We start from the raw sequence: 22,702 nt of genomic DNA, 5'->3' as shown, positions 1-22,702 counted from the left end.
GGTTTAGTAGCCTGATCTATACATCTGATTGATATAAGCGGTATAAATTCCGATAGGAATCTTGCCTGTCACCGTTCCACGCTGAAGTTCGGGGCAGGCTGTCAAAATACTGTCCAATGAGAAAACAAATATATTCTCCACTGCATTTTGGAGTCTCCGCTCCCCTTTTTCGTGGATATATTCCATCAGATGTAGTGCTTTACCCAACTCTTCCTCGCGTCCCTGCTCGATCATCTTTTCGATATAAGATGTAAGGATGCGGATTGTTGAGATTGGATTCCCAGCATTTTCTGGCTTCGAAATTTCTGTTTGCGCCGATGGTATCACCGAAACAATTATTTCCTGAGCTTGCTTTATATTCATCATATATTACTATAAGCGGTTTAAACATCATTGTTATTCAATAGCTTTTTATAAATCCGATATTAAATTTCGCCAGCTGTAATACGAATTTTGGCTTGCAATCGACGATACGGACCCCACGCATATTTACATTAGTTATTTTCATAGGAATAGTATTCGCCTGGTTTGTTTTTCTCTTTGTCATTAGTACCCTCTGGAAGAATAAGTTGTTGTATCGAAAGCGGCAAACGGGCCTCGAGGTAACTCCATTCAATCGTGTTACATGCTTTTTTAAATCTGGAGAAGGTCTTTGGAAGTAATCCCTTTATTACAATCTGGAGTTCTGAAGTTCCGCGCTCAAGTACATAAGCCATGACCTGCATTGCCCATTCGAAACGGCGCCAATCTTTGGCATAAATGACATCCTCAGCAAACTGAGATATGACATTGACAATATTTTTGTAGTCCTTTTTAAGTTCGGTTTTCCTTAGTCTAAGATTCAACTCCGGGATGACAGCGGAAACAAAATCCACTGTCTGTCCTTCATCCATTTTTTTTCTTGCTTCCATTGTATTGTTTTTATGAATACTTGTTATCCATTGTTACTGGCATAAGCCAAACAACATTCCAAAACAAAAAAAATTAAATAAACAACTGAAATACAGTTATATAAATTTATTTCACAAAGTTTTTAATAAGAAAAATAATATCAAAATGAAAAGGTTATTCTCAAATTGGGATAAGCTTCATTTCCTCTACATTGTCCAAAGACTCCATTTCGATTTTATCGCAGTGGGATTTGCTTGCTCTATTTTCTTATAAAATTTAAAGAAGTCTTTATTCCATAGGGTATAGTTGTGCGTAAACTTAAATATTATTTTGTGATTGTCAACCCCATGGATAGTGACTTGCCAAACCTTATGATTACCGATTGTTATCGAAGTCTTGCTCAGTTCTATTATATCCGTTAGCGGGAAAACCGCCTTTCTCTGCTGTTTATTATCGATAGCATAAAAGTTTATATCATCAAAATAGAAATCTTCATCACTGACAAAATTATCTTCCAAGCCAAACAGGAAAGGGCGGGAAGAAATCTTTCGGATCTTTTCTCCTACAAAATCAGCTGAAGCTTCATAACTGATCTGATTATTTTTAGGTTTAAATCCAGCAGTACACTTCCTGAAAATTAGGCTAAATAGTACAATGAATAGCGTTAAGCCTATCAAAAATATAAGGTACAAATACATTCTTCTCTTTTAAACGAAACTTACCTTTCACTCCCGACATCAAAAAAAACGTCTAAATATGTAATTCGGTAATTAATTAGCAGCACAAAAATATCAAATTTAATTCAATATGAAGATTTTCATGGCAGACGGGGAAATAAGATGGGCCGAAGGTTTCATTTTACTGCTGAATTAGCTATTTTAGGTACTGTTAAAATCAAAATCGATGGATTATTTAAATAAGATAAGGAAGTTATTTGCTTTAGAACAGGATACATTTGAAGATGAAGATTAATGCAACTATGTATAAATTTTCAGCGAAGAAATCCGGCTATTTAAATGAAAATCATTGTTAAAAAGTATGACTATAGAAGAAAAGAATGCCATAAAAGAGGCAAATATCAAACAAATAGAGGCCAAAAATTACCGCTTTACAGCTTGGCTACCAATTTTAGAGGATCCGAATACCAGAAGCATCGATGTAGTAAGAGGGAGAATATCTGTCATGAATGCGTTGATCAATATATCCTTTGAAGCTCCGGTAGAAATTATCAGGAACTGGATCGACCATCATGGGCTGACCAAACATTTATCGAAATGGGAACAGGAAATTCTACAAAAGGATAACAACGCACTTTCAGACCGTGAACTTAGTTCATTAAGATGGTACCTTGAAGGTCTCTGGGCATTGATGTGGGCAACTGAATTAGTCAATAATTTGGATGAAACAACATGGTGCGGCGACCATATGGCTTCGTTGTTACCAAACCTCGAACGCAATGAAAATAATGAAAAAATTGATCGTCTGTCGTCATTAAGAAGCGATAATAAAATTTACACCATGCTAGATTTTTATTATCGCTTACATTGGTATTGTGTCGATGAGAGGCTAAAGGGAAAACAAGCGCTGATCAATGAGGGACTCGTCTATGAGCGCCGAAAAGCATTGGAATGGCTTATCGACAAAGATGCAGATTGGGATGATATCGAGATGGGAACATAAAAAATCACTCAATGACAAGCATTGAGTGATTGATGGTATGATACGTATTTCCGTTTATCGAGATAGAAAGACTAGCTTCCTAAGCTGATATAATACAGGGGTGTATCGCCGGAGTTATTCTCGACACGATCAAGCCCTTCAAAGAATATGTGATCCCCCAGTTCCTTGCCTATCAATTGTTTCTCCATTTGATACAATAGGTCCAGTGCGGTAAAATTCTTCCCATTGGAAGCTTGGATTCGGGCGCATATTTCCACTTGAAAATATCCATCATCTCCATTATCCTCATCAAAAGCCTCTTCTTCATCATCCAATAGTATCTCATTGGGATTCAAATCTTCCATTCCCTTGATCCAGCACATATAACACAGTTCAATTTCAGGAGCATCGACCACAATTTCATTGGCATCCCACTGTGCCCGATCAGCTAAAATATCACGCTGATACTCCGCAACATCGGCATCAAACTCCTGGGAGCTATGATACGACTTGGCCTGAAATGTCCAGGCAATAGCTGACAGCACAGCATCTTGGACTGGTTCCTTGTTCCAATCAATATTATTCCAAGGGCTGCCTATCTTTTCCCTTAAATAGCCAATATATCTTTTCAAATAAGATTTCCCTATCTTATTGTTCAGCCCAACATAATGTTCTCCCTCCAAAAATTTTTCGGAGAACGTGTGCCAATCCTTAAAGTGCGATCTTGCATAGGAAGAAAGGTTTTTCAGTATGTCCAAAGCGGCTGATTTTGGCAGATACCCTATATCAGCTGCAGCAGTCGTGATATGACTGCTAACAGTAATAACAAGTGCATCCACACCAGGTTTGCTGACGTCCCAGCTTCTGCTGTCGATTTGATCTTCCCGACCTTCCAGGACGGTCCCCCCTGTCTTAATTCCGAGCAAGTTAAAATATGCCGCTAATATTTGGAGGCAGCTTTCGATATCTGTAATGGCGAAGTCTCTTTTCAATAGTTTCACCAGTTCGTCGCGGTACTCCGCCTGTTTGGGATAATTCCCGAACTGATATAGATGAACAGGATAAGTTCCATCGTCACCAGCACTACCAAATACGGTAAACCAATCGCCAAATACTATAACGCGGAATGCCGCTCCCAATGCTGTACCAAATTGCTCTTCATAAGGAATATTGTTCAACATATCCTTACTATTAATTTGCGGGCTTTTGGCTTTATCCAATTTCGCTTCCTGTGCGAGTTCCTCCCGCGCTTCGTTTACTCCCTCCTTTGCTGCACTCAATAATTCTTTGAAAAATTTAAACATAATTTTAAAATATTATTTTTAGCTAATCATTCCTATTTACATTTTATCTCAACCTCCAAAGGCTTCACACAGTGAGTTTAACTACTCATTATCACCTTTATGAGCTTAAGATTTCAATTTACTGCTGTAAATCTGAAAATAAATATTTACTTTTTATTCAGAAATCCATATTAGTCTGGAGCCCGACCATATTTGTGGCCTAAGACTCCATATTTGAAGGAGGATAACAGGAGTAATTTTCATCATTATGAGAGCTCCATTCATTAAAGCAACATCAGACATGACTGTATTCAAAGATCTAATTACACCTGCCGTTTTTAAGAAAACACTTACATTCAAGCGGAATGAACTGGTCAAAAGCAGCGGAACTGTAGACTCAAAAATATATTTCATAAAAAAAGGCAGCCTTAAAATTTCCATCTTCCAACTAGATGCTGAACAGATTATCCGGCTAGGTTATACTGGAGATCTTATCGTGGCCATGGACTCCTTCTTTGATGCTTGCAATTCAGATTTTGTTATTCAGGCCATCAAGAAAACTGAGGTATTAGTTGCGGAAAAAGAAGATTTTATGAATTTCGTCTATGACAGTCATGAGAACACTTCACTTTACATAAACATATTAGAGGGACTGGTGAAGCAACAGCTTGAAAGAGAACAGGATCTATTGCAGGACTCCCCTAAAATCCGATATGAACGTGTTTTTAAGAGAAACCCTCTCTTATTCCAAATTATTCCCAATAAACATATTGCTAACTATTTGAGGATGACACCTGAAACTTTTTCACGGATCAGTAAATCTTGAGTTCAATCAATTTTTTTACAGTTTTTTTTCGTGTATTTTATCAAAAAAACGAAAATGGAATATAAATCTCTAGCATTACTTGAACAGCTCAGCACACAAACAAGGGAACATACGGCTTTTGTTGAATCGTTGAAAACCCTGTCATTAGACGATCTCAATAAACGGCCCCATAAAGGCTCATGGAATATTTTAGAGTGTATCGCACATCTCAATCTTTATGGAAACTTCTATTTGCCCGAAATTTCAAGAAGAATGGTGGCTAGTCAATCGAAAGCAGCAAGCTATTTCAGCAGCGGCCTTCTAGGAAACTATTTCGCAAAAAGTATACTTCCAAAAGATCGGCCCAACAAAATGAAGACATTCCAGGAGATGGATCCTATATATAAGCAATTGGACAAAAATGTGCTTGTTGTCTTTTTGGAACAACAGGAGAACTTCCTTCAATTACTTGAGCAGGCAAAATCAAAAGATCTCAACAGAATCCGAACAAATATTTCCATCAATAAATGGATAAAAATCCGTCTCGGAGATACCTTCCGCTTTCTGGTTAACCATAATAGCAGACATATTGTACAGATAAAAACAATCCTTTCAAGTTACACCGCTATTGATCAGACCAGTCAGGCCCTACCGACAGTCAATTACGAATAAATAAGATCAAGTTGATTTACAAAAAAACAGAAAACACATACCGCGAAAGACTTTAAAGGGCATATTTCAGCACTTCTACACAAGGTGGTTAACGATAATCAACTATGTAAATAATTTGAAAATATCCAGCACTGCTGCAAGTATATTTAATATCTGTTTCCTTATAAAAATGATAACACAATTATCGAACCATTAGGATGAGTGCGGCGAAAAGAGGTCTATTACTCTTTCCAATGGGCGTCCGATAACCGCTTTACCGTCTTTAATAACAATAGGCCGTTCAATCAGGATGGGGTTTTGCAGCATCACTTCAACCCACTCCTCATCCGTCAATTGAAGGTGTTGAAATTTTTCGAGGAATAAGGCTTCTTTTTTTCGAATAAGCGCTAATGGTTGAAGTCCGAGTTGTGACAATATTTCAATGAGCTCAGCTTTACTAGGTACTTCTTCAAGATACTCTTGCACCTGAAGCTCAATGGCATGCTGTTGCAAAAAATCCAGTGCAGCACAACTCTTGCTGCATTGTTTATTATGGTATATTTTAATCATAATAGCTTGTTGTTGGGTCTCTTTATTTGAGATTATTTTTCGAATCTAATGAAAATTCCAAAGGAAATACAAGCAGATTTCGTTTTCACTTAGGAAACACGAGATTCCCTGACGGAAATTTGTTTTTCCCTTAAGGGATTTCGTTTCCTCCTAAATTCTACCTCTAGAAACCAAAGCGGCAACTCATGCGATTAAAAGCAATAGATACATTTTTCACAGAAAAAAATGTAATTCAATAAATCATAGAGTTAAAACTGCGCCAAAAAGTTTTTTGTACTTCCTAAATTTTGGCACAATTTTACCCCTTCTATAAGCTGCGAATTGTTTATATAGGCCACTCCTCCTATTTACCTGAGGTACATCTGATTTATTGGCAATACCTCAGGGAAAATTGAACTGTAAATGACCATGGATTGTAAAACGAATTTTATAATTTAGTAGTATGAACTCAGCTGAAAGTGTAACAGATTTCTACAAAAGACAACCGGGCTTTGCGAACGTAGACTTACCACTTAATAATACAGGTATTGGGCACTTCAATGTGTTTAGCCGAGAATCCTGTACTGTGGTCTCCCCTTATAACCGTCGTGATTTTTATAAAACATCATTGATTATAGGTCGGGGCAAATTATATTATGCTGATAAATGGATACAGATCGATCGACCTGCGATGTTATTTGCCAATCCGGTTGTACCTTACGCCTGGGAACCGGAATCTACGGCACAATCTGGGTGGTATTGTGTCTTTACGGAAGAATTTATTCAACATAGTGAACGCATAGAGAGTTTAAAGGATTCTCCCCTTTTTAAAATTGGGAGCAACCCAATTTATTTTCCAAATACAGAACAACTGGATGAAATCTCAACAATTTTCAAAAAAATGTTGTCTGAGATGAATTCAGATTATGCGCATAAAGATGATGTCTTGCGCAGCTACCTACATCTATTGATCCATGAGACAATGAAGTCAATCCCTGCTCAGGAGTTTGGTGCATATACCAACGCATCTACCCGGGTATCGAGTCTATTTTTGGAACTCCTGGAACGTCAATTCCCAGTAAACACATTGGATACTGGTTTGCAACTGAAAAGCCCCGGGGATTATGCCCATGCCCTTTCGGTGCATATCAATCACCTAAACCGTTCTGTAAAAGAAACAACAGGTAAAACCACAAGCGCACATATCGCCAGCCGCATTGCGCAGGAAGCGCGGGCATTGCTGTTGCATACCAATTGGAATATCGCTGATATCGCCTATAAATTAGGCTTTGAATACCCTTCTTATTTTACGAACTTTTTCAAAAAACATACCGGAATGTCACCAAACCAATTACGGATGACGACTGTTTGAATAATATAATTATCTGTTTGATTGTCTTAAGTAAGACACAGGATACCTTCGCTACTTTTGTATTGAACAAAATATAACAGTTATGAAATATAGAAATCTCGGAACAACAAACGAACAGTTATCTGCTATCGGATTAGGTTGCATGGGAATGAGTTTTGCCTATGGACCTACAGACGAAAAAGAGAGTATTGCTACACTTGAAAGGGCATTGGATCTTGGCGTAAACTTCTGGGATACAGCGGACATGTACGGTAATGGTGCCAACGAAGAATTAATCTCAAAAGTTCTGGTTCCCAATCGTGATAAGGTATTTATTGCAACCAAATTTGGCTTTCGTTTCAAAGATGAACAAGCGGGACCAAGCGGCACCGCAAACACCTATTTTGACGGATCACCTGCCTGGATAAAAATCGCCGTAGAAAATAGTCTCAGAAGACTTCGTATCGATACCATAGATCTGTATTATGCACATCGGGTGGATCCGAATATCCCGATCGAAGATACTGTAGGCGCTATGGCGGAATTGGTCAAGGAAGGAAAAGTAAGATATCTTGGACTGAGTGAGGCTTCGCCGGCTTCGATCATCAAAGCCAATGCGGTTCATCCCATTGCAGCACTGCAAAGTGAATATTCTCTGCTAACACGTGATGTAGAAAAAGAAATACTACAGACTGTACGTAATCTCGGTATCAGTTTAATCCCTTATTCACCACTTGCCAGAGGTTTGTTTTCCAATACCTTAAATTTGGATAGTCTGGCAGCAGACGATTTCAGAAGGACACTTCCTCGTAATCAGGGAGAACATGCGGAGAATAACGCTCGTTTGATTGCTGAATTCGCGCTCTTAGCTCAAGATAACAATGTTCGCCAATACAATTGGCGCTGGCTTGGGTGCTCGCTCAAGGGAATGACATCATTCCAATTCCAGGTACGAAAAAAAGAAAGTATCTAGAAGAAAATGCAGGTGCTATCGAAGTACAATTGTCAGATTCAGATCTAAACGCCATCGAAGAAATACTTCGGAAATACCCGAATGTAGGCGCTCGTTATAGTGATGGCGCGATGGCATTGGTCAACAATTAATAGATACATCAATCCGTTCCTACACCTGAGACATAACTATACACCTAAAAATGGAGTACAGCATTTTTTGCGTATCGTTTCGGTAACCTTGCTGTTGACTATTGATCCAACAGCAAGGTTTGTTTTTTTATTTAGAAACTAACAGTCAGTGCCATAACAGCTGTTGTGCTATTTTTTACCAAACTATTATTCCGATTTAGGAAAACTGCTTCTTTATTGGTCAGATTACGTATTTCTGTCCGCCAAAGTACATTGGGGAGAATTGCATAATCAGCATTTAGAGAATAGCCAAATGTTTGGAACCCATTTTTTGCATCGGTAGAGATGATGACTCCCTTTTTATCCTGATAGTATTCGCCCCTAGCAGTAAGGCTGAATTTATCGGATCCTGCATAACGTGCAATTAATACCGGGGTATACCAGACATTGTATTTGCTGCTCCCTTTTTCCTTTTGCTCTGCACCGATGTCAAAACCTACTGTGAATCCGACCTGTTTATTTAACTGGTAAATAGCATATAAATTATGAAAATAGCGCATCTGTCTGACACTATCCGCTTTATCACTACCTATAAAAGATCCACTATTGATCGTTAAATTATCGGTCGGCTTATATACTAGCTGATGTCCGAAGGCAGGCAAACTATTGCCATCGACACGCTGTATACGTTGCCAACCGTTTAATACAAGTCCGCTAAGAAATAATTTTCCAGATGCAGAGGTGTAAGATATTTTTGCGCCAGTTTCAAAATAGGGCGAATTATCGGCAAAAAGGCTCCTTGTTAATGTCCAATTGTCCTTTCCAATGGCACTTTCAAAACCCAAATGGGAAGAGAAAATACCGGCGTCGATCCATAAATTATGCTTCTTTGAGATGCGTACACCGGCATTGGCTTCATAGATATTCTTCAATACTCCAGGCTCCGCAGCATAGTTGGCATTCATGTAGGTACCCGTTGCCAAGGTTACATTAGCCCGCGTGTTTTCAGTATTATAGCTAGCTTTTAGCAAGGCCAGATTAATATTCACTTCATTGTTCCTGTTATGGCTGTAAACAAAAGGTGGACGTGTATTTCCAAGAGGGTTATTGAAATCCCGCATATAATAAGCTTCCACATACCCGTTGAATGAAAGCGGATTATTTTTCGTTGTGTCTTCCTGTGCGAATATTGATGTTGTTGACCCAAGTACGAGGGAGGTCAACAGGGTTAATTTCTTCATTTATTTAATTTTTGATTGTCATTTATTCTATTCGTATAGCTACTCTTTGGCATTTATTTTCCCATCACTGCCATTCTTCTATCATCTAGATTCGTTTTATTCCTGCGAAGGACTGCAGTCCATTATATACTCGACATAATAGCTACTCCGACTATATCCTGTCGCCAAAAGTTGATATCACGATTGTTTTTTCAAAATTTAACCGAGATACAGCTGATAGATCATGGTAAGGATCAAGATGATCATCACGACCTTCGCTATGCGATCCATAGACAATTTCCGGGGCGACTGCTGCTCCTGATTTTCTTTTAAATCTTTCATGGCTAACGTTAACTTAAGTGTTGTTCTACCTTGTATTTTCTTAATTTTTCTCAAAGGAATCCATCACATTTTAAAGAATAACTAAAAGCAAAGTAATCCAGTTATTATAGTACTAGTGTTTTCACTTTGGTGTGGATTATTAAAAATTCGTAAACTATTATTTTCATTCTCAGAGATGTTATATCATCCGCGGTCGGTATATCAGCTTCAATGTGGGCGGGCTCTATGCCGATTCTTTTATTTTTCTAATCATCTTCATTTTTATATACGTTGCCCCTATATGCCAAACAATATTCCACAGTTTTCACGAACAACGTAAAACACTAAAAGACAATAGATTTAAAAAGAAAAGACTAAAATCAAAATAGCTAGATCCTATCAAAATGACAGGGTTATTTTATCAAAATGAGAATTGATTTGTGATATGAGCTATCCAAAATGAGGGATACAGTCCCTGTCAACGGCTGATTGATTGATTGATGACCAATACGGCGTTTTTATCGGGTGAGAATTGGTCAATCGCTAAGAAAAATTAGATTTCCTCACTATCTTCTAAGTTGTCTAATGAGATTGGCTTATCTGACGAAAAATTTATATTGATACCATAGGGGTCACAAATGCTAAATAAACCTTCAGCAAAACGCAGCACCCATTCCTCCTCGTCGTCGTAAAGAATAACTTCGGGGAAATCCACTGGAAACACTTCGATCTCCCTCACTAAATACTCCCTTTCCCTATCGCTTATTTTGAAATCATCAGCTTGTTCGGTCAATGTTCTTTTCAAAAAGGATATTCCAGTTTCGAGGTAACTCTCCATATTACCGAGAATAGCTTCGGCACGCCTTAACATACTAACACTCGGCTTTTCTGCTCTGCTCAGTATATATAGCGGAATTTCTCCATCAAAAAAACGGTTGTCCACAACAATCCGAATAGACCAAACGGATGTCTCCTCTGGACCTTCGGTGCGTTCAAATTCACCAAAACTTGTCATAAAACTTTTATCAACCATGCCCTTAATTTAGAAACAAATAGTATTAATACGCAAAAAATAAGCGTAACAAAAACAAAAAACATGAATAATCTGTACATTAGGCAATCAAGAATAGGGAGTGAACTTAACCCGTAATAATTAGATGCAAGAAAATAAATACGACGATCCAAAATTTTTCGAAGAATATAGCAAAATGTATCGATCACAGAAAGGCTTATTGGGAGCTGGCGAATGGCGCGAATTCCAAAAGCTCTTGCCAAACCTGAAGAACAGTACTGTGCTCGATTTAGGCTGTGGATATGGCTGGCATTGTCGATATGTGATTGAAAATGGTGCAAAATCTGTTGTAGGCGTAGATCTATCCGAAAAAATGTTGGAGAAGGCCAACGAGATCAATAAACTGGAAGGAATCGAATATCAACGAAATGCAATTGAAGAGCTTACTTTCAGATCCGGACAATTTAATCTAGTGATCAGTTCTTTGGCATTTCATTACATAAAAGACTTTGATGCACTCTGTCGGAGTATTTACAATTGGCTCCAACCGGGAGGGAAATTTTTATTCTCGATAGAGCATCCTGTTTTTACCGCGCAGGGCAACCAAGATTGGATCTACAACAAAGATGGAGACAAACTCTATTGGCCTGTAGACAACTATTTTCTCATGGGGGCCAGAGAGACAACATTTTTGGGAAATACAGTTCTGAAATACCATAGAACAATTACTTCTTATCTCCGTAGCATTGTACAAAGTGGATTTAAAATAAACGCTTGTGTTGAACCTGAACCCAGTACAGAAATGCTCGAAAATTTTCCGGCAATGGGTGATGAATTGAGAAGGCCGATGATGTTGATTATTTCCGCTGAAAAGTAGTTCGCTACATCGGCTTCCCGTGTAACAAATTTGCATAAGAGCCTGTATTTATAATGGAAAGCAAACATTAAAATTTATTTTAGTATATCAAGACCCTAAAAACAATCATATACGACAAACTTTAAACAATGATAAACTTAAACCTATTCAAAAAAATTGCAGTGGCTGCCTGTATCAGCTGTCTATTTTATTCGTGTAATAAGGAGGTGAGTGCTCCAAATACGTTGACTGAGGAAGAACAAAAAGAAGGCTGGCAGCTCCTATTTGGCGGCACTACCCTGAACAATTGGCATACCTACAACAATGAGAAAAAAGCACCAACTGCCTGGTTGGTGCGGAATGGTACAATCTATTGCGATCCAAACAACGAAAGTCAAAAATATGATCTTGTGTCCAATACTGACTATAAGAATTATGAGTTCAAATTTGAATGGAAACTGGAAAAGGAAGGCAACAGTGGCGTTTTCGTCAATGTACAAGAACAGCCGAATATCAACGCGACTTATCACTCAGGCCCTGAATATCAATTACTAGCAGATTCGCACCCAGACTTTGACAAACCATTGAAACGTGCAGGTTGTCTTTACATGTTTTTGCCTCAACAAAATTTTGTCAGCACCAAAGCTAAAGATGATTGGAACCAATCAAGCATTGTACAAAAAGACGGTAAAATAACCTTTTATCTGAATGGTACAGTCACAGCTGAAATGGATTTCAATTCGCAAAAATGGAAGGATCTGGTAAAACATAGTACTTTCAAAGATTTTCCGGAATTCGGTCAACATATTAGTGGCAAGCTCGCTCTTCAAGATTGGTCAAGGGGTGCATCCTTTAGAAATCTAAAGATAAAACAATTATAAGAGCCTCTACATATAGCTTTCAAAAAAAAGGTCCTTCGTTTTTGTATGAACGAAGGACCTTTAAATTTTCAAACAATTCCGGAATTATATGCTCTATATAAACTAAACCGATCTCTAAGTACATGAACACAAGCAAATCATTAATTAACATATTACTTTTCTTTGCAATTGCCTCTCCCGTAGCCGCACAGACAAAAATTGAAATTGACCAATCGATTTCTTAGGTAGAATCAGGATTAATGCCTGGGATACGATTTGACGAGTGAACTGTTGGACAATACACTGTCTGCCGTATACAGCAATCTGATGCTTACGGGTTTTTATATTATTCATTGATATCTGATTACAGCATTATTCAATACAGCATCTACATTTCAGAATTAAAATACAAAAACAAAAGAAATAAAATATTTATTAAATACTAATGTATCGAATTAAATTCCAAACACATTAAGAATTAGAGAGTCACCAAAATCGTGGCTTCTACAAATATTAAAAAAAAAAATGCTTTTGGAAAGTGCCATTATAGACTGCTCTCTTGCCTGTCGCAACTATTATCGCAAATCGATACGGGCATCTATCCAGAAGTACGCCCTGTGTTTGCGAAATAAGTCATCGGGTAATTGATGGTTATAAATCAGTTCTTCCAATGTATTAAAATTGTAACGCAACATATCATCGTTCTTAAACTGGATCGGACGTAAAATCGCGTCTTCATCATCAATAAAAATATCAGATTCGAAAAGATTAATTTGATTTGTTGTGACCCAAGCTATGGCGGCTACCTTATCCATTTTTATCAAAGCTTTAGCCGCTTCTTGATATTGTTTCATTTCCCAAGGGAGATCTTCGGGATAATGGGAGGCCACATAGTCCTGATATATTTTTATATCCCCTACTCGCAGGCATTCGTTACGAATCAACAGTCTTGTTGTATCGCGGGCAAAGCTCACATAATCGGGATGCATAAACAAGCCGTACCGTTTACTATACAATGCAATCTTATCTGCCAATTCCTGCCTCATAATTTATGTACGCAACAAAAATCATCCCAACATCCTCTTTTATAGCAGATTTTAAACTAAATTATTGATTTTTTAGACAAAAAAATATGATTTATTCAAAATCAAGCAGCATATGGAAACTATAACGCGTTAGTTTTTCTCATAAAGAGAAAGGATTCTGATATCACTCCTTTTTATATGCAAAGCGATATCAAAATCCCTTGATTGTATTAAAATATCTTTAAGCCTACAATACCCGCCACAATTAACGTGGCCGACAAAAGTCTAAAGACGTTTGCCGAATCGCCGAAGAAGAATATCCCGACCAACAATGTACCTACGGCACCTAGACCAGTCCAAACCGCATAGGCTGTACCGATTGGGATAGCCTTTTGCGCATAAAACAATAGTGCTCCACTGATAGTCATCGAGACAATAGCGAATATGATCCAACCAAATTTATTGCCATCTGGCTGTTGTGCCATCTTCAATCCTAAAGGCCAACCAATTTCAAAAATACCAGCGATAATTAATGCAATCCAATTCATTTTCAATTATTTAAATGATCCACTACAAAAGTAGTGACTTGATTGACTACATTTTTTGATCTATATCAAAATCGTTCGTTAACGTCTGATACGACTCAAAGTCTCCTGTGTAATTCCCAAATAGGATGCAATGTGACCAAGATTGACTCGATTTAACAAATTTGGTTGCAACTTAATCAGCGATTGGTAGCGTTCTATAGCAGATTCGGTGTGCAATGAGATAATACGTTCTTCTAAGACAATGCATACTTCCTCCGCAATTTTTCTTCCGATAAGGTTTAACTCTGGATATTCACGATAGAGTTCATTCAGATCATCCACAGCAATTGCATAGACCTCCGAATCTTCAAGAAACTGAATATTCTCAAAGGAAGGTTTTTCTGTATATACAGGTAATATCGATCCAAAAATTTGATTTTCTTCACCAAACCAGCTGTTGAGTTCCCGCCCATTTTTAAAGAAATAGGCACGAATCAGACCTTTACTTAGTACAAAATAACTGGATACATGCTGGCCCTCTTTTAGAAAATGTTCTCCCTTACGCTTCGAAAAATAGTTGATCCTTTGTTCGATCTCCTCTTCGGCCGCTTCATTGAGATGCCCATATCTTCTGAACTGCTGGATTAATGGATTCATGACTTGCTATAAACTAATGGATCTGAAGATACAAAACTCTCAAAAAAACAGTGCAGGATACGATAAAAAAGTCAAGTGTAATGTATCTTTGTCTAAACGGTAAACCAATCAATAAAAATTAATCCGTTTGGAAAAAAGCAGTTCAAAAATCTATCAATATGCAAGAAATCAACCAGTTTTATTTAAGCCAGGAAGAACCCAATAAGAGCTGCCTGTTGGCACTAAAGCATATTATTCTTCAGCAGGATACAGAAATCAGGGAAACGGTAAAATATGGGATGCCTTGTTTTTGCTATAAGAACAAAGCATTTTGTTACCTGTGGACTGACAAAAAAACAAAACATCCTTATCTGCTGATGGTAGAAGGAAAATATCTGGATTATCCTGAGCTCGAAACCGGAACACGTTCACGGATGAAGGTATTTCCTGTCAATCCAAATGAGGATCTTCCACTGGAGACCATTAGAACTATTTTAAATGCAGCGGTCAACCTATATCGCGATGGAAAAATCGGCTTTTAGCAGCATCCTCCAAAACATTTAAATAATAATTACTTAACCTAAGATCAATAATACAGCACTACCTTTACCGCGGTTTAAAAAATCACCTAGTCATTTAAACAGCTAATAAACAAATGAGAAAACATTTGATTACCAGCATTTTGCTAAGTACAATTGGTACATCGATTACCTATGCGCAAAATGAAACTACCTCTGCCCTAAATGGAACAGTCAGAGAGGGGAACACTCCTATCAATGGCGCAACAATTGAGGCTATCCATTTACCATCTGGGACAAAATACACGACTTCATCACGCAACGATGGCCGTTATAACCTTCCGAATATGCGTATCGGTGGTCCTTATCAAATCACTGTAACTTATTTAGGTCATACACCAAATGTCAAGCAAGTAGAAAAACTGGCATTGGGACAAAGTTCAACCCTTGATATTCAGATGATCGCCAATGATCGGCTTTTAGAAGAAATAGTTGTCGTGGGCACAAGGCAGGGAAAAGTCTTCAATTCAGGGCGAACTGGTGCTTCGCAGAATATCTCACGTACGGCAATACAGAATTTACCCACACTCAACCGGAGTTTTACAGATTTCGTCAAGCTGACGCCTCAATTCTCCATGCAATACGGTAATCCTTCATTTGCAGGCAGAAGCAATCTTGCCAACAACTTCACGATTGATGGAGCATTGTTTAACAATGCTTTTGGACTACAGGGGACAATTGGAAGCCAGACGAACTCGCAACCGATTAATATGGATGCCTTTGAAGAGATCTCTGTTAATATCGCTCCCTACGATGTGAGGCAAAATGGCTTCACAGGGGCTGCAATCAATGCTGTCACTCGAAGTGGTACAAATGAAATACAGGGTTCATTAAACTATTATTTCAGAAATCAGGATCTTGTCAATAAGTATAATTCAGCGGGTCTGAAAGCTCCTGTCAATAATTTTAATCTCAAAGGATATGGGTTTACAGTCGGCGGTCCAATTATTAAAAATAAGCTTTTCTTTTTTGCTAGTGGAGAAATTGAGCGAAGGGTGGATCCAGGAACAAACTTTATCGCTTCGCGCGGAGGCAACACGGGCCCTAATGTGTCAACTGTCTCAGCCGAAAAACTAGATGATCTAGCAAACTATCTCAAATCTATCGGATACAACCCTGGCTCCTATCAAGATTATCCTTTGGATACACGCAGTGACAAGTTTTCGATCAAATTAGATTACAACATCGACTCCAAAAATACGCTGAGTGCCAAATACTTTTACTTCCGCTCCTATCGGGATATCCTACCATCTAACAGTGGGGCGCCAAAAAACAATAGACAACCCTCGAATATAAGTCTACCATTTAGTTCAGCGGGCTACGGTATCAACAACAATATGGATAATGTGAATCTGGAGCTGCGTACGCGTATCAGTAGTAAATATTCCAACTCCCTAACCGTAGGCTATAATGTAATGGATGACTACCGTGAATCTAAAGGCGGCCAGCCATTCCCTTTGGTAGACATTATGAATCCTGATGGAAGTAGCATGACTGCTTTTGGGTATGAACCCTTTACGGCATTTAACAGTCTAAAAACAAAAGTTTTTCAAGCGACTAACAACTTCAATATATATGCCGGCAAGCATGAAATCACACTGGGAGCTAACTTTGAAAATTATAGAACAAGAAATGGTTTTGCACCAAACTACTATGGAGCTTATACTTTTGCCAGTCTTGATGATTTTTATAATTCAGCTAAAAACAATATTTCAAATGCAACCAAATACCAAGTACAATATTCTGTATTGGCTGATGGGTCTTTCCCCTATTCGGAGGTTTCAGCCAATATGCTTGGTCTGTATGTGCAGGACGCCTTTGCTGTAAACAATAATTTTAAACTCACCGCTGGACTACGGGCTGATTACACACACATATCATCACCTAGTGATCTGAAAAATGATAATGTCAGCAAATTGACCTTTGATCAGGGCGAAAAAATTGATGTTTCAAAATACCCTAAGGGAACTATTCTATGGTCGCCTCGCATTGGATTCAACTGGAACGTCAATGGAACCAATCAAACTCAAATACGTGGTGGCTCGGGGATCTTTACCGGTCGCCCGCCGTTGGTATGGATCTCCAACCAAGCTGGTAACAATGGTGTTATGTTTGGATCTGAAACAATAGATAAGCCCACCAATCGCCCTTTCACGCCAGATGTGGATGCCTATCGCAATGTGAATCATCAAACAGCCGCAAATAATTCGAGCTATAACCTTGCTGTTACGGCCAATAACTTCAAATTTATGCAGCTATGGCGCACAAATCTTGCCATAGACCAAAAATTGCCAGGCGGAGTCATCGGTACATTTGAAGCAATGTACTCCAAGGATATCAATTCTGTTTATTTCCGGAATGTCAATCTAAATACGACAGATGGTACAGCTTTAACTGGTGCTGATAACCGTATGCGTTATACGACACCACGTATATATGGTGCTGCGAAACCTACTCCTGAAAATCCAAATATTTCGGATGCGATCGTCATGTCCAATACTTCAAAAGGATATAGCTATACCCTGACAGGAACATTATCAAAAGAATTTAAAGGTGGATTTTTTGCTAATATCGGTTATACCTATACTGATTCAAGATCCGTTAACGACGGAGGTTCTATTGCACAATCGATGTGGCGAGATCGATATGTATCTGGGAACCCAAATAATGCGGACCTCTCCTATTCAACTTACCTGGTTAAAAACAGATTTATTGCCAACTTCTCTTACCGGAAAGAGTATTTTGGTCATTTGGGAACGACTTTCTCCTTGTTTTATCAATTGCAGGATGGTCCACGCTATTCTTATACTTATGGGGGTGACCTAAATAATGATGGTCTGTCTGGTAACGATTTGATTTATATTCCAAATAATAAGGCGGAAATTGCATTGGTAGGTGACAATGACAAAGATATGCGTACACCAGATCAACTGTGGTCACAATTGAATGGTTATATCAATCAGGACAGCTACCTGAATGCACACCGGGGTCAATACGCGAAACGCAACGCGTTGGTCGGAAAAATGATCGGTACTCTTGATATCCGTGTTGCTCAGGATGTATTCTTAAATACTGGTGGAAAAAAACATCAATTACAAATTACATTCGACGTATTCAATTTTGGAAATATGATCAATAAAAGTTGGGGTGTGGCACAATTTGCCAATAAGGCGAATGGTATACTAAATTACAAAGGACTCAACACTCAGGGCCAACCAACTTTTTCTTTCCCTTATTTAGATGCGACGAATCAGATTCCATTGACCAGTACATTTTCAAATAGTGTTGACGAAACATCGCGTTGGAGAATTCAACTTGGCGTCCGTTATCGTTTCAATCAATAAGTAAAAAATAATGTAAATTTGACCCATCCTTGTTTAAGGATGGGTTTTTAGTTTAATATGATATGAAAAAAATATTACTTTCTTTTGTTACTCTCTTTATATGTATTTCCTCCCAAGCGCAACATTTCGACTTAATCCCTTTAGGTATATATGGTGGTGAGCAAGAGGATAATCTATCGGCCTACCTGGTTGGAGCTCCAAAGGACACTGCATTTCTCTGCCTTGATGCCGGTACAATAAATACTGGGATACGAAAAGCCATCCAGCTGAAAAGTCTCCATGGAACAGAAGAAACGATCCTACATAATCAAATAAAAGGATATTTTATTTCTCATGGTCATTTAGATCATCTATCCGGTCTGATTATCAATTCTCCGGCAGATAGCAAAAAGAATATTTTTGCTCTTGCTCCTGTACTTCAGATTTTACAAAACCATTATTTTATAAACGATACCTGGATTAATTTTGCTGATCAGGGGCAAAAACCAATTCTTGGAAAGTATCATTACAGTGAATTGCAAGAAGGAATAGAATTTGCGGCACAAAAGACCCCTTTCTTGCTGACGGCATACGAATTAAGCCATGTAAATCCGTATAAAAGCAGTGCTGTGCTGGTGCGCCATCATGATCATTATCTGCTCTATCTCGGAGATACGGGTGCCGACCGGGTTGAAAAGGCTGACAGACTTGACAATCTTTGGAAAAATATTGCTCCATTGATCACAAAAGGTCAATTAAACACGATATTAATTGAGGTATCTTTTCCCAATAGTCAAGCCGAAAACCTGCTTTTCGGTCATCTTACCCCTAATCTGTTATTAGAGGAATTAAACAAACTAAAAGATAAGATCGGACAAAATGATTTAAAAGGATTAAACATCGTGGTCACTCACCGAAAACCAACAAGAGATAATCCAGAAATCATAAAAAAGGAGCTCCTAAAAAACAATCCCTTAAAAGTAAATTATATTTTTCCTGAGCAAGGAAAAAAGATTAGTCTACCTTAACCATATCTGGTAACAAGATGTCTCAAAAGTGCGATTCCGCTGAAATTTAATTGCTGAAAGAAGACGATTGAGGTTACGAACGAAATTAAAGAACATAGGGATGACCAAGTTTTTTGGCCGTCCCTATTGCTATTAAAAGAACTATATTGCCTGAATAATATCCGCCATATTCAGACGCGATTTAGCTGTTATGCTAGGCTGATTTGAATCCTCCACATTTCGATAACCTATGGCAACGGCAAATAAGCTATGGTATTGCTCGAGCCCCAAGATTTGATCATAACGATCATTTTCAATTCCCTCCATTGGTGTTGCATCAATATTATTTGACGCACAGGCCGCAAGAAAAAATCCCAAAGAAAGATAAACCTGCTGCTTCATCCAGGATTGCACATGTTGTTCTCCCTGTGATTTTAAAAAACGATGGTAATAATTTATCGATCCCTCGGGAAGCGTGCTGTTGATCTGCTCCTCGAATCGTTGCACATCGTTAAGAGCACTAAAGACTACCAGATGACTTGCCTCATTAATTTTCTCCGCATTCCAATAGGATGCTTCCGCTAATTTTGTTTTTGTCTCTCCATCTGAAATAAAGAAAAACTTCCAAGGTTGGCTATTGATGGATGATGGACTCAGGCGAAGTATTTCTTTTAGCTCAGCAATCTTGTCCGCTGAAATTCTTTCTGTTGAATTATACTTTTTTGTTGTATAACGTTGTTTTGCTGTTTCTATAAATGCCATAACATACAATTTTAAATTAACTATATTTTTTATAGTTGCAAACTTAAATATAGTGTTATATATTTGCAATAACGGTCAAAGTTGATAGTAACAGATGTATTTGATAGACAACAAACAATACCCATGCAGTACCAGCCTGACAATGAAATACATAGGCGGAAAATGGAAAGCAGTCATCCTCATTCATTTAATTGAAAAAAAACGTTATAATGAGTTGAGAAAAGAATGTCCAATGATTACCGAACGTACATTGAGCCTACAGCTGAAGGAGCTGGAAGCAGACGGCTTGGTCACGCGGACAGTACACACGGACAAAGCGCCATTAAAGGTCGATTATGAACTTACGGAATTTGGCAGGACACTTATTCCTCTATTGGAATCTATTGCACTATGGGGCAGGGAGACTGCAAGTAGAACTGGAGGAGTTCAACAGGTTAAATAGAATCCAAATAGTAGCTGTGCTTATCAGTAACGTATGAATGAACATCTCCTTAAGATCAACAGCATTATTGAACAGCTCGACGGGGATACCCTCAGTGCACTCGAGGCTGTCTCAAAAATAAAAACCTATAAAAAGGGTGATTTTATACTCTATCAGGGTGAGGTCTGCCGATATAGCTTTTGGATCGAATCTGGTATCGCAAGAAAATTTTATCTGAACGAGAACAAAGAGCTAACGACTGAACTGCTCTTTGAAAATGACCTCGCTGTTGCATTTAGCAGTTATGTTACCCAGGGGCCGAGCCAAGAGTTTATACAAGCGGTCACAGATGTTAGGGTATCATCAATTGATAATAGCTCTTTCCAGCGTATAAAAGGTCAATTTTCGGCTTTAATGGAGCTAGATCTCTTGATGACCGAGTATTACACCATGTGGCTGGAAAAAAGACTATTTGATTTTCATACACTTGATGCATCCACGCGTTATTCACAGCTCCTGAGAAATCAAACCAATATTATACAACAGGTTCCCCTTACCTATATCGCATCTTACCTGGGCATTTCATTAGAAACCTTAAGCAGAATCCGCGCAAAAATCAAATACTGATTATTTGACTTAAGTCAAATGCCATGTTAACGCATCTTTCAAAATTTGCATAACATTTTGAAAGCAATTATCATGGCAGAAAAAACGAGATTTATAGGATTTGACTTACTAAGAGCGTATGCAATCTTTGGGATGTATATCGTAAATTTTAACATGGTGTTCGGAGACCACAACGATACAAGTTGGCAGGGACAATTCCTCTCCCTCTTTAGTGGTAACTCAAGCACTATATTTGTTATGTTAGCAGGTATGGGGTTAATCCTGATGACAAAAAAACAGGCATTTGGCACCGCTGAAGAACAGCTAAATCAGAAATATATTGCACTTAAACGGGCCGGATTTTTATTTGCTTTGGGAATATTACTCGCTATCTGGTGGCCAGCGGATATCCTACATTTTTACGGGTTTTATATGTTCATTGCCTCATTTTTCCTTTTCCGCGATAAAAAACAATATATCTATGGAGCAATTATCTCTGCCGTTATCTTCCACCTGCTACTTCTTTGGATTCCCTATGAAACAGGCTGGAATTTTGACACACTGGAATATAAAGATATGTGGACTTTATCCGGTTTTATACGAAACTCTTTCTATAACGGCTGGAATGCTGTTTTCCCTTGGATGAGTTATTTTATTACCGGAATGTACTTGGCAAAACTAGACTGGTCGGATTTAAGTATACAGAGGAAAACATTTGCTATCGGACTAGTACTTTACTTATTGATCCAAACGTTGCAATGTATTCCCAAAAATCTGATGACTCCTGAGATTGATTTTTTTCTAAATGCAGATTATCTGCCCCCTTTTCTACCCTTCTTAATCAGTACAATAGGCTTTGGATTAATGTTAATTGCTTCTTTCATGTATATCAGCAAATTTATTGCACATAACAAGTTTGCAAACGATTTGGCCAAAACGGGACAAATGACATTGACACACTATATTTCCCATCTAACAATCGGATTAGTTTTCTTCTCATTTATGATAAATCAGGGATGCTTTGTCAAGATCAATGCACACAAATCACTGTCACCGATGCTCATATTTATCATTTCGCTTCTCTATTTTGCATGCAGTTACTATTTCAGTAAACTTTGGGCCAAAAGATTTAAACATGGTCCGTTCGAACTTCTACTGAGAAAAATTTCTGCTTAAGTTTGGCCAAGCACAATGGTTCTTAAAAAGTTCTTCAATCAGAAGCGTCTATCCACGATCGCTTCCGATTGAAGTTGAGATTAAATTTGTTGTGGCTACG

At 38.2% G+C, this 22,702-nt stretch carries 24 protein-coding genes and 1 pseudogene; 13 read left to right on the top strand and 12 right to left on the bottom strand.

Annotated features, from left to right (window positions below):
- Window positions 1–3: 3 nt before the first annotated feature.
- The 3 genes from AC07UV_RS23010 to AC07UV_RS23000 all read right to left on the bottom strand — a co-directional run bounded on the left by AC07UV_RS23010 (window position 4) and on the right by AC07UV_RS23000 (window position 1,589).
- Entirely contained in the window at window positions 4–366 is a 363-nt protein-coding gene (locus tag AC07UV_RS23010) for a DUF7674 family protein (protein WP_282255273.1), read from the bottom strand.
- 128 nt (window positions 367–494) lie between these two features.
- Window positions 495–911 carry a hypothetical protein gene (locus AC07UV_RS23005; RefSeq protein ID WP_495185440.1) on the bottom strand — a complete coding sequence of 139 codons (417 nt, stop codon included), beginning with the start codon at window positions 909–911 and terminating at the stop codon, window positions 495–497.
- Window positions 912–1,097: 186 nt separating this feature from the next.
- On the bottom strand, window positions 1,098–1,589 hold the full coding sequence (locus AC07UV_RS23000) for a hypothetical protein (RefSeq protein ID WP_495185439.1): 492 nt from the start codon (window positions 1,587–1,589) through the stop codon (window positions 1,098–1,100).
- Window positions 1,590–1,929: 340 nt separating this feature from the next.
- Here AC07UV_RS23000 and AC07UV_RS22995 point away from each other — a divergent pair, with 340 nt between their 5' ends.
- The gene (locus AC07UV_RS22995; RefSeq protein WP_495185438.1) at window positions 1,930–2,571 is read left to right on the top strand and encodes a DUF4272 domain-containing protein; all 642 of its coding nucleotides are present in this window, start codon (window positions 1,930–1,932) and stop codon (window positions 2,569–2,571) included.
- Window positions 2,572–2,642: 71 nt separating this feature from the next.
- Here the strand turns inward: AC07UV_RS22995 and AC07UV_RS22990 are convergent, their stop codons facing one another.
- Complete coding sequence (locus AC07UV_RS22990; RefSeq protein WP_495185437.1) at window positions 2,643–3,854, bottom strand: DUF1266 domain-containing protein; 1,212 nt, start codon at window positions 3,852–3,854, stop codon at window positions 2,643–2,645.
- A 247-nt stretch (window positions 3,855–4,101) separates the two neighbouring features.
- Here AC07UV_RS22990 and AC07UV_RS22985 point away from each other — a divergent pair, with 247 nt between their 5' ends.
- A complete protein-coding gene (locus AC07UV_RS22985) occupies window positions 4,102–4,659 on the top strand; it encodes a Crp/Fnr family transcriptional regulator (protein WP_495185436.1) in 558 nt (185 codons plus the stop codon).
- Between the two features lie 54 nt (window positions 4,660–4,713).
- Entirely contained in the window at window positions 4,714–5,310 is a 597-nt protein-coding gene (locus tag AC07UV_RS22980) for a DinB family protein (protein WP_495185435.1), read from the top strand.
- A 192-nt stretch (window positions 5,311–5,502) separates the two neighbouring features.
- Here the strand turns inward: AC07UV_RS22980 and arsC are convergent, their stop codons facing one another.
- The gene (gene arsC, locus AC07UV_RS22975; RefSeq protein ID WP_495185434.1) at window positions 5,503–5,859 is read right to left on the bottom strand and encodes an arsenate reductase (glutaredoxin); all 357 of its coding nucleotides are present in this window, start codon (window positions 5,857–5,859) and stop codon (window positions 5,503–5,505) included.
- 442 nt (window positions 5,860–6,301) lie between these two features.
- Between arsC and AC07UV_RS22970 the strand changes: the two genes are divergently transcribed.
- Complete coding sequence (locus tag AC07UV_RS22970; protein ID WP_282255281.1) at window positions 6,302–7,210, top strand: helix-turn-helix domain-containing protein; 909 nt, start codon at window positions 6,302–6,304, stop codon at window positions 7,208–7,210.
- Window positions 7,211–7,292: 82 nt separating this feature from the next.
- Window positions 7,293–8,293, top strand: a pseudogene (locus AC07UV_RS22965) (aldo/keto reductase).
- A 131-nt stretch (window positions 8,294–8,424) separates the two neighbouring features.
- Here the strand turns inward: AC07UV_RS22965 and AC07UV_RS22960 are convergent.
- From AC07UV_RS22960 to AC07UV_RS22950, 3 genes are all read right to left on the bottom strand, one after another.
- Window positions 8,425–9,513 carry a porin gene (locus AC07UV_RS22960; protein ID WP_282255283.1) on the bottom strand — a complete coding sequence of 363 codons (1,089 nt, stop codon included), beginning with the start codon at window positions 9,511–9,513 and terminating at the stop codon, window positions 8,425–8,427.
- A gap of 198 nt (window positions 9,514–9,711) precedes the next feature.
- The gene (locus AC07UV_RS22955; RefSeq protein ID WP_282255284.1) at window positions 9,712–9,834 is read right to left on the bottom strand and encodes a hypothetical protein; all 123 of its coding nucleotides are present in this window, start codon (window positions 9,832–9,834) and stop codon (window positions 9,712–9,714) included.
- A gap of 532 nt (window positions 9,835–10,366) precedes the next feature.
- A complete protein-coding gene (locus AC07UV_RS22950; RefSeq protein ID WP_495185433.1) occupies window positions 10,367–10,846 on the bottom strand; it encodes a hypothetical protein in 480 nt (159 codons plus the stop codon).
- Window positions 10,847–10,970: 124 nt separating this feature from the next.
- Here AC07UV_RS22950 and AC07UV_RS22945 point away from each other — a divergent pair, with 124 nt between their 5' ends.
- Both AC07UV_RS22945 and AC07UV_RS22940 read left to right on the top strand, forming a co-directional pair.
- A complete protein-coding gene (locus AC07UV_RS22945; protein ID WP_495185432.1) occupies window positions 10,971–11,702 on the top strand; it encodes a class I SAM-dependent methyltransferase in 732 nt (243 codons plus the stop codon).
- A gap of 128 nt (window positions 11,703–11,830) precedes the next feature.
- Complete coding sequence (locus AC07UV_RS22940) at window positions 11,831–12,562, top strand: 3-keto-disaccharide hydrolase (protein ID WP_495185431.1); 732 nt, start codon at window positions 11,831–11,833, stop codon at window positions 12,560–12,562.
- 554 nt (window positions 12,563–13,116) lie between these two features.
- Here the strand turns inward: AC07UV_RS22940 and AC07UV_RS22935 are convergent.
- From AC07UV_RS22935 to AC07UV_RS22925, 3 genes are all read right to left on the bottom strand, one after another.
- The gene (locus AC07UV_RS22935) at window positions 13,117–13,587 is read right to left on the bottom strand and encodes a hypothetical protein (protein ID WP_495185430.1); all 471 of its coding nucleotides are present in this window, start codon (window positions 13,585–13,587) and stop codon (window positions 13,117–13,119) included.
- A 209-nt stretch (window positions 13,588–13,796) separates the two neighbouring features.
- Window positions 13,797–14,114, bottom strand: coding sequence for a DMT family transporter (locus AC07UV_RS22930; protein WP_282255290.1), 318 nt, complete (start codon window positions 14,112–14,114; stop codon window positions 13,797–13,799).
- Between the two features lie 78 nt (window positions 14,115–14,192).
- Window positions 14,193–14,750 (bottom strand): Crp/Fnr family transcriptional regulator, encoded by a 558-nt coding sequence (locus AC07UV_RS22925; RefSeq protein ID WP_282255291.1) that lies wholly within the window; start codon window positions 14,748–14,750, stop codon window positions 14,193–14,195.
- Window positions 14,751–14,908: 158 nt separating this feature from the next.
- On the opposite strand from AC07UV_RS22925, the gene AC07UV_RS22920 reads away from it, so the two are divergent.
- The 3 genes from AC07UV_RS22920 (at window position 14,909) to AC07UV_RS22910 (ending at window position 19,658) form a co-directional block, all read left to right on the top strand.
- Window positions 14,909–15,271 (top strand): DUF1801 domain-containing protein, encoded by a 363-nt coding sequence (locus tag AC07UV_RS22920; protein WP_495185429.1) that lies wholly within the window; start codon window positions 14,909–14,911, stop codon window positions 15,269–15,271.
- A gap of 113 nt (window positions 15,272–15,384) precedes the next feature.
- Complete coding sequence (locus tag AC07UV_RS22915) at window positions 15,385–18,651, top strand: TonB-dependent receptor (RefSeq protein ID WP_495185428.1); 3,267 nt, start codon at window positions 15,385–15,387, stop codon at window positions 18,649–18,651.
- Between the two features lie 62 nt (window positions 18,652–18,713).
- Window positions 18,714–19,658 carry an MBL fold metallo-hydrolase gene (locus AC07UV_RS22910; protein WP_495185427.1) on the top strand — a complete coding sequence of 315 codons (945 nt, stop codon included), beginning with the start codon at window positions 18,714–18,716 and terminating at the stop codon, window positions 19,656–19,658.
- 141 nt (window positions 19,659–19,799) lie between these two features.
- Here the strand turns inward: AC07UV_RS22910 and AC07UV_RS22905 are convergent, their stop codons facing one another.
- The gene (locus AC07UV_RS22905) at window positions 19,800–20,399 is read right to left on the bottom strand and encodes a nitroreductase family protein (protein WP_259178271.1); all 600 of its coding nucleotides are present in this window, start codon (window positions 20,397–20,399) and stop codon (window positions 19,800–19,802) included.
- Between the two features lie 142 nt (window positions 20,400–20,541).
- Between AC07UV_RS22905 and AC07UV_RS22900 the strand changes: the two genes are divergently transcribed.
- From AC07UV_RS22900 to AC07UV_RS22890, 3 genes are all read left to right on the top strand, one after another.
- Entirely contained in the window at window positions 20,542–20,841 is a 300-nt protein-coding gene (locus AC07UV_RS22900; protein WP_223579086.1) for a winged helix-turn-helix transcriptional regulator, read from the top strand.
- Between the two features lie 33 nt (window positions 20,842–20,874).
- Complete coding sequence (locus AC07UV_RS22895; protein WP_282255296.1) at window positions 20,875–21,447, top strand: Crp/Fnr family transcriptional regulator; 573 nt, start codon at window positions 20,875–20,877, stop codon at window positions 21,445–21,447.
- Between the two features lie 72 nt (window positions 21,448–21,519).
- Window positions 21,520–22,602 (top strand): DUF418 domain-containing protein, encoded by a 1,083-nt coding sequence (locus AC07UV_RS22890; RefSeq protein WP_495185426.1) that lies wholly within the window; start codon window positions 21,520–21,522, stop codon window positions 22,600–22,602.
- Window positions 22,603–22,702 lie beyond the last annotated feature (100 nt).

The organism is Sphingobacterium sp. GW821-FHT03E03, assembly GCF_059420745.1.
The sequence above is the reverse complement of the archived record's forward strand: the minus strand, read 5'-3'. Positions and strand labels throughout refer to the sequence as shown.

Bases quoted from the DNA above. Each gene is read 5' to 3' on its own strand.
- AC07UV_RS23010 (WP_282255273.1), bottom strand. From the start codon at position 366: ATGATGAATATAAAGCAAGCTCAGGAAATAATTGTTTCGGTGATACCA.
- AC07UV_RS23005 (WP_495185440.1), bottom strand. From the start codon at position 911: ATGGAAGCAAGAAAAAAAATGGATGAAGGACAGACAGTGGATTTTGTT.
- AC07UV_RS23000 (WP_495185439.1), bottom strand. From the start codon at position 1,589: ATGTATTTGTACCTTATATTTTTGATAGGCTTAACGCTATTCATTGTA.
- AC07UV_RS22995 (WP_495185438.1), top strand. From the start codon at position 1,930: ATGACTATAGAAGAAAAGAATGCCATAAAAGAGGCAAATATCAAACAA.
- AC07UV_RS22990 (WP_495185437.1), bottom strand. From the start codon at position 3,854: ATGTTTAAATTTTTCAAAGAATTATTGAGTGCAGCAAAGGAGGGAGTA.
- AC07UV_RS22985 (WP_495185436.1), top strand. From the start codon at position 4,102: ATGAGAGCTCCATTCATTAAAGCAACATCAGACATGACTGTATTCAAA.
- AC07UV_RS22980 (WP_495185435.1), top strand. From the start codon at position 4,714: ATGGAATATAAATCTCTAGCATTACTTGAACAGCTCAGCACACAAACA.
- arsC (WP_495185434.1), bottom strand. From the start codon at position 5,859: ATGATTAAAATATACCATAATAAACAATGCAGCAAGAGTTGTGCTGCA.
- AC07UV_RS22970 (WP_282255281.1), top strand. From the start codon at position 6,302: ATGAACTCAGCTGAAAGTGTAACAGATTTCTACAAAAGACAACCGGGC.
- AC07UV_RS22960 (WP_282255283.1), bottom strand. From the start codon at position 9,513: ATGAAGAAATTAACCCTGTTGACCTCCCTCGTACTTGGGTCAACAACA.
- AC07UV_RS22955 (WP_282255284.1), bottom strand. From the start codon at position 9,834: ATGAAAGATTTAAAAGAAAATCAGGAGCAGCAGTCGCCCCGGAAATTG.
- AC07UV_RS22950 (WP_495185433.1), bottom strand. From the start codon at position 10,846: ATGGTTGATAAAAGTTTTATGACAAGTTTTGGTGAATTTGAACGCACC.
- AC07UV_RS22945 (WP_495185432.1), top strand. From the start codon at position 10,971: ATGCAAGAAAATAAATACGACGATCCAAAATTTTTCGAAGAATATAGC.
- AC07UV_RS22940 (WP_495185431.1), top strand. From the start codon at position 11,831: ATGATAAACTTAAACCTATTCAAAAAAATTGCAGTGGCTGCCTGTATC.
- AC07UV_RS22935 (WP_495185430.1), bottom strand. From the start codon at position 13,587: ATGAGGCAGGAATTGGCAGATAAGATTGCATTGTATAGTAAACGGTAC.
- AC07UV_RS22930 (WP_282255290.1), bottom strand. From the start codon at position 14,114: ATGAATTGGATTGCATTAATTATCGCTGGTATTTTTGAAATTGGTTGG.
- AC07UV_RS22925 (WP_282255291.1), bottom strand. From the start codon at position 14,750: ATGAATCCATTAATCCAGCAGTTCAGAAGATATGGGCATCTCAATGAA.
- AC07UV_RS22920 (WP_495185429.1), top strand. From the start codon at position 14,909: ATGCAAGAAATCAACCAGTTTTATTTAAGCCAGGAAGAACCCAATAAG.
- AC07UV_RS22915 (WP_495185428.1), top strand. From the start codon at position 15,385: ATGAGAAAACATTTGATTACCAGCATTTTGCTAAGTACAATTGGTACA.
- AC07UV_RS22910 (WP_495185427.1), top strand. From the start codon at position 18,714: ATGAAAAAAATATTACTTTCTTTTGTTACTCTCTTTATATGTATTTCC.
- AC07UV_RS22905 (WP_259178271.1), bottom strand. From the start codon at position 20,399: ATGGCATTTATAGAAACAGCAAAACAACGTTATACAACAAAAAAGTAT.
- AC07UV_RS22900 (WP_223579086.1), top strand. From the start codon at position 20,542: ATGAAATACATAGGCGGAAAATGGAAAGCAGTCATCCTCATTCATTTA.
- AC07UV_RS22895 (WP_282255296.1), top strand. From the start codon at position 20,875: ATGAATGAACATCTCCTTAAGATCAACAGCATTATTGAACAGCTCGAC.
- AC07UV_RS22890 (WP_495185426.1), top strand. From the start codon at position 21,520: ATGGCAGAAAAAACGAGATTTATAGGATTTGACTTACTAAGAGCGTAT.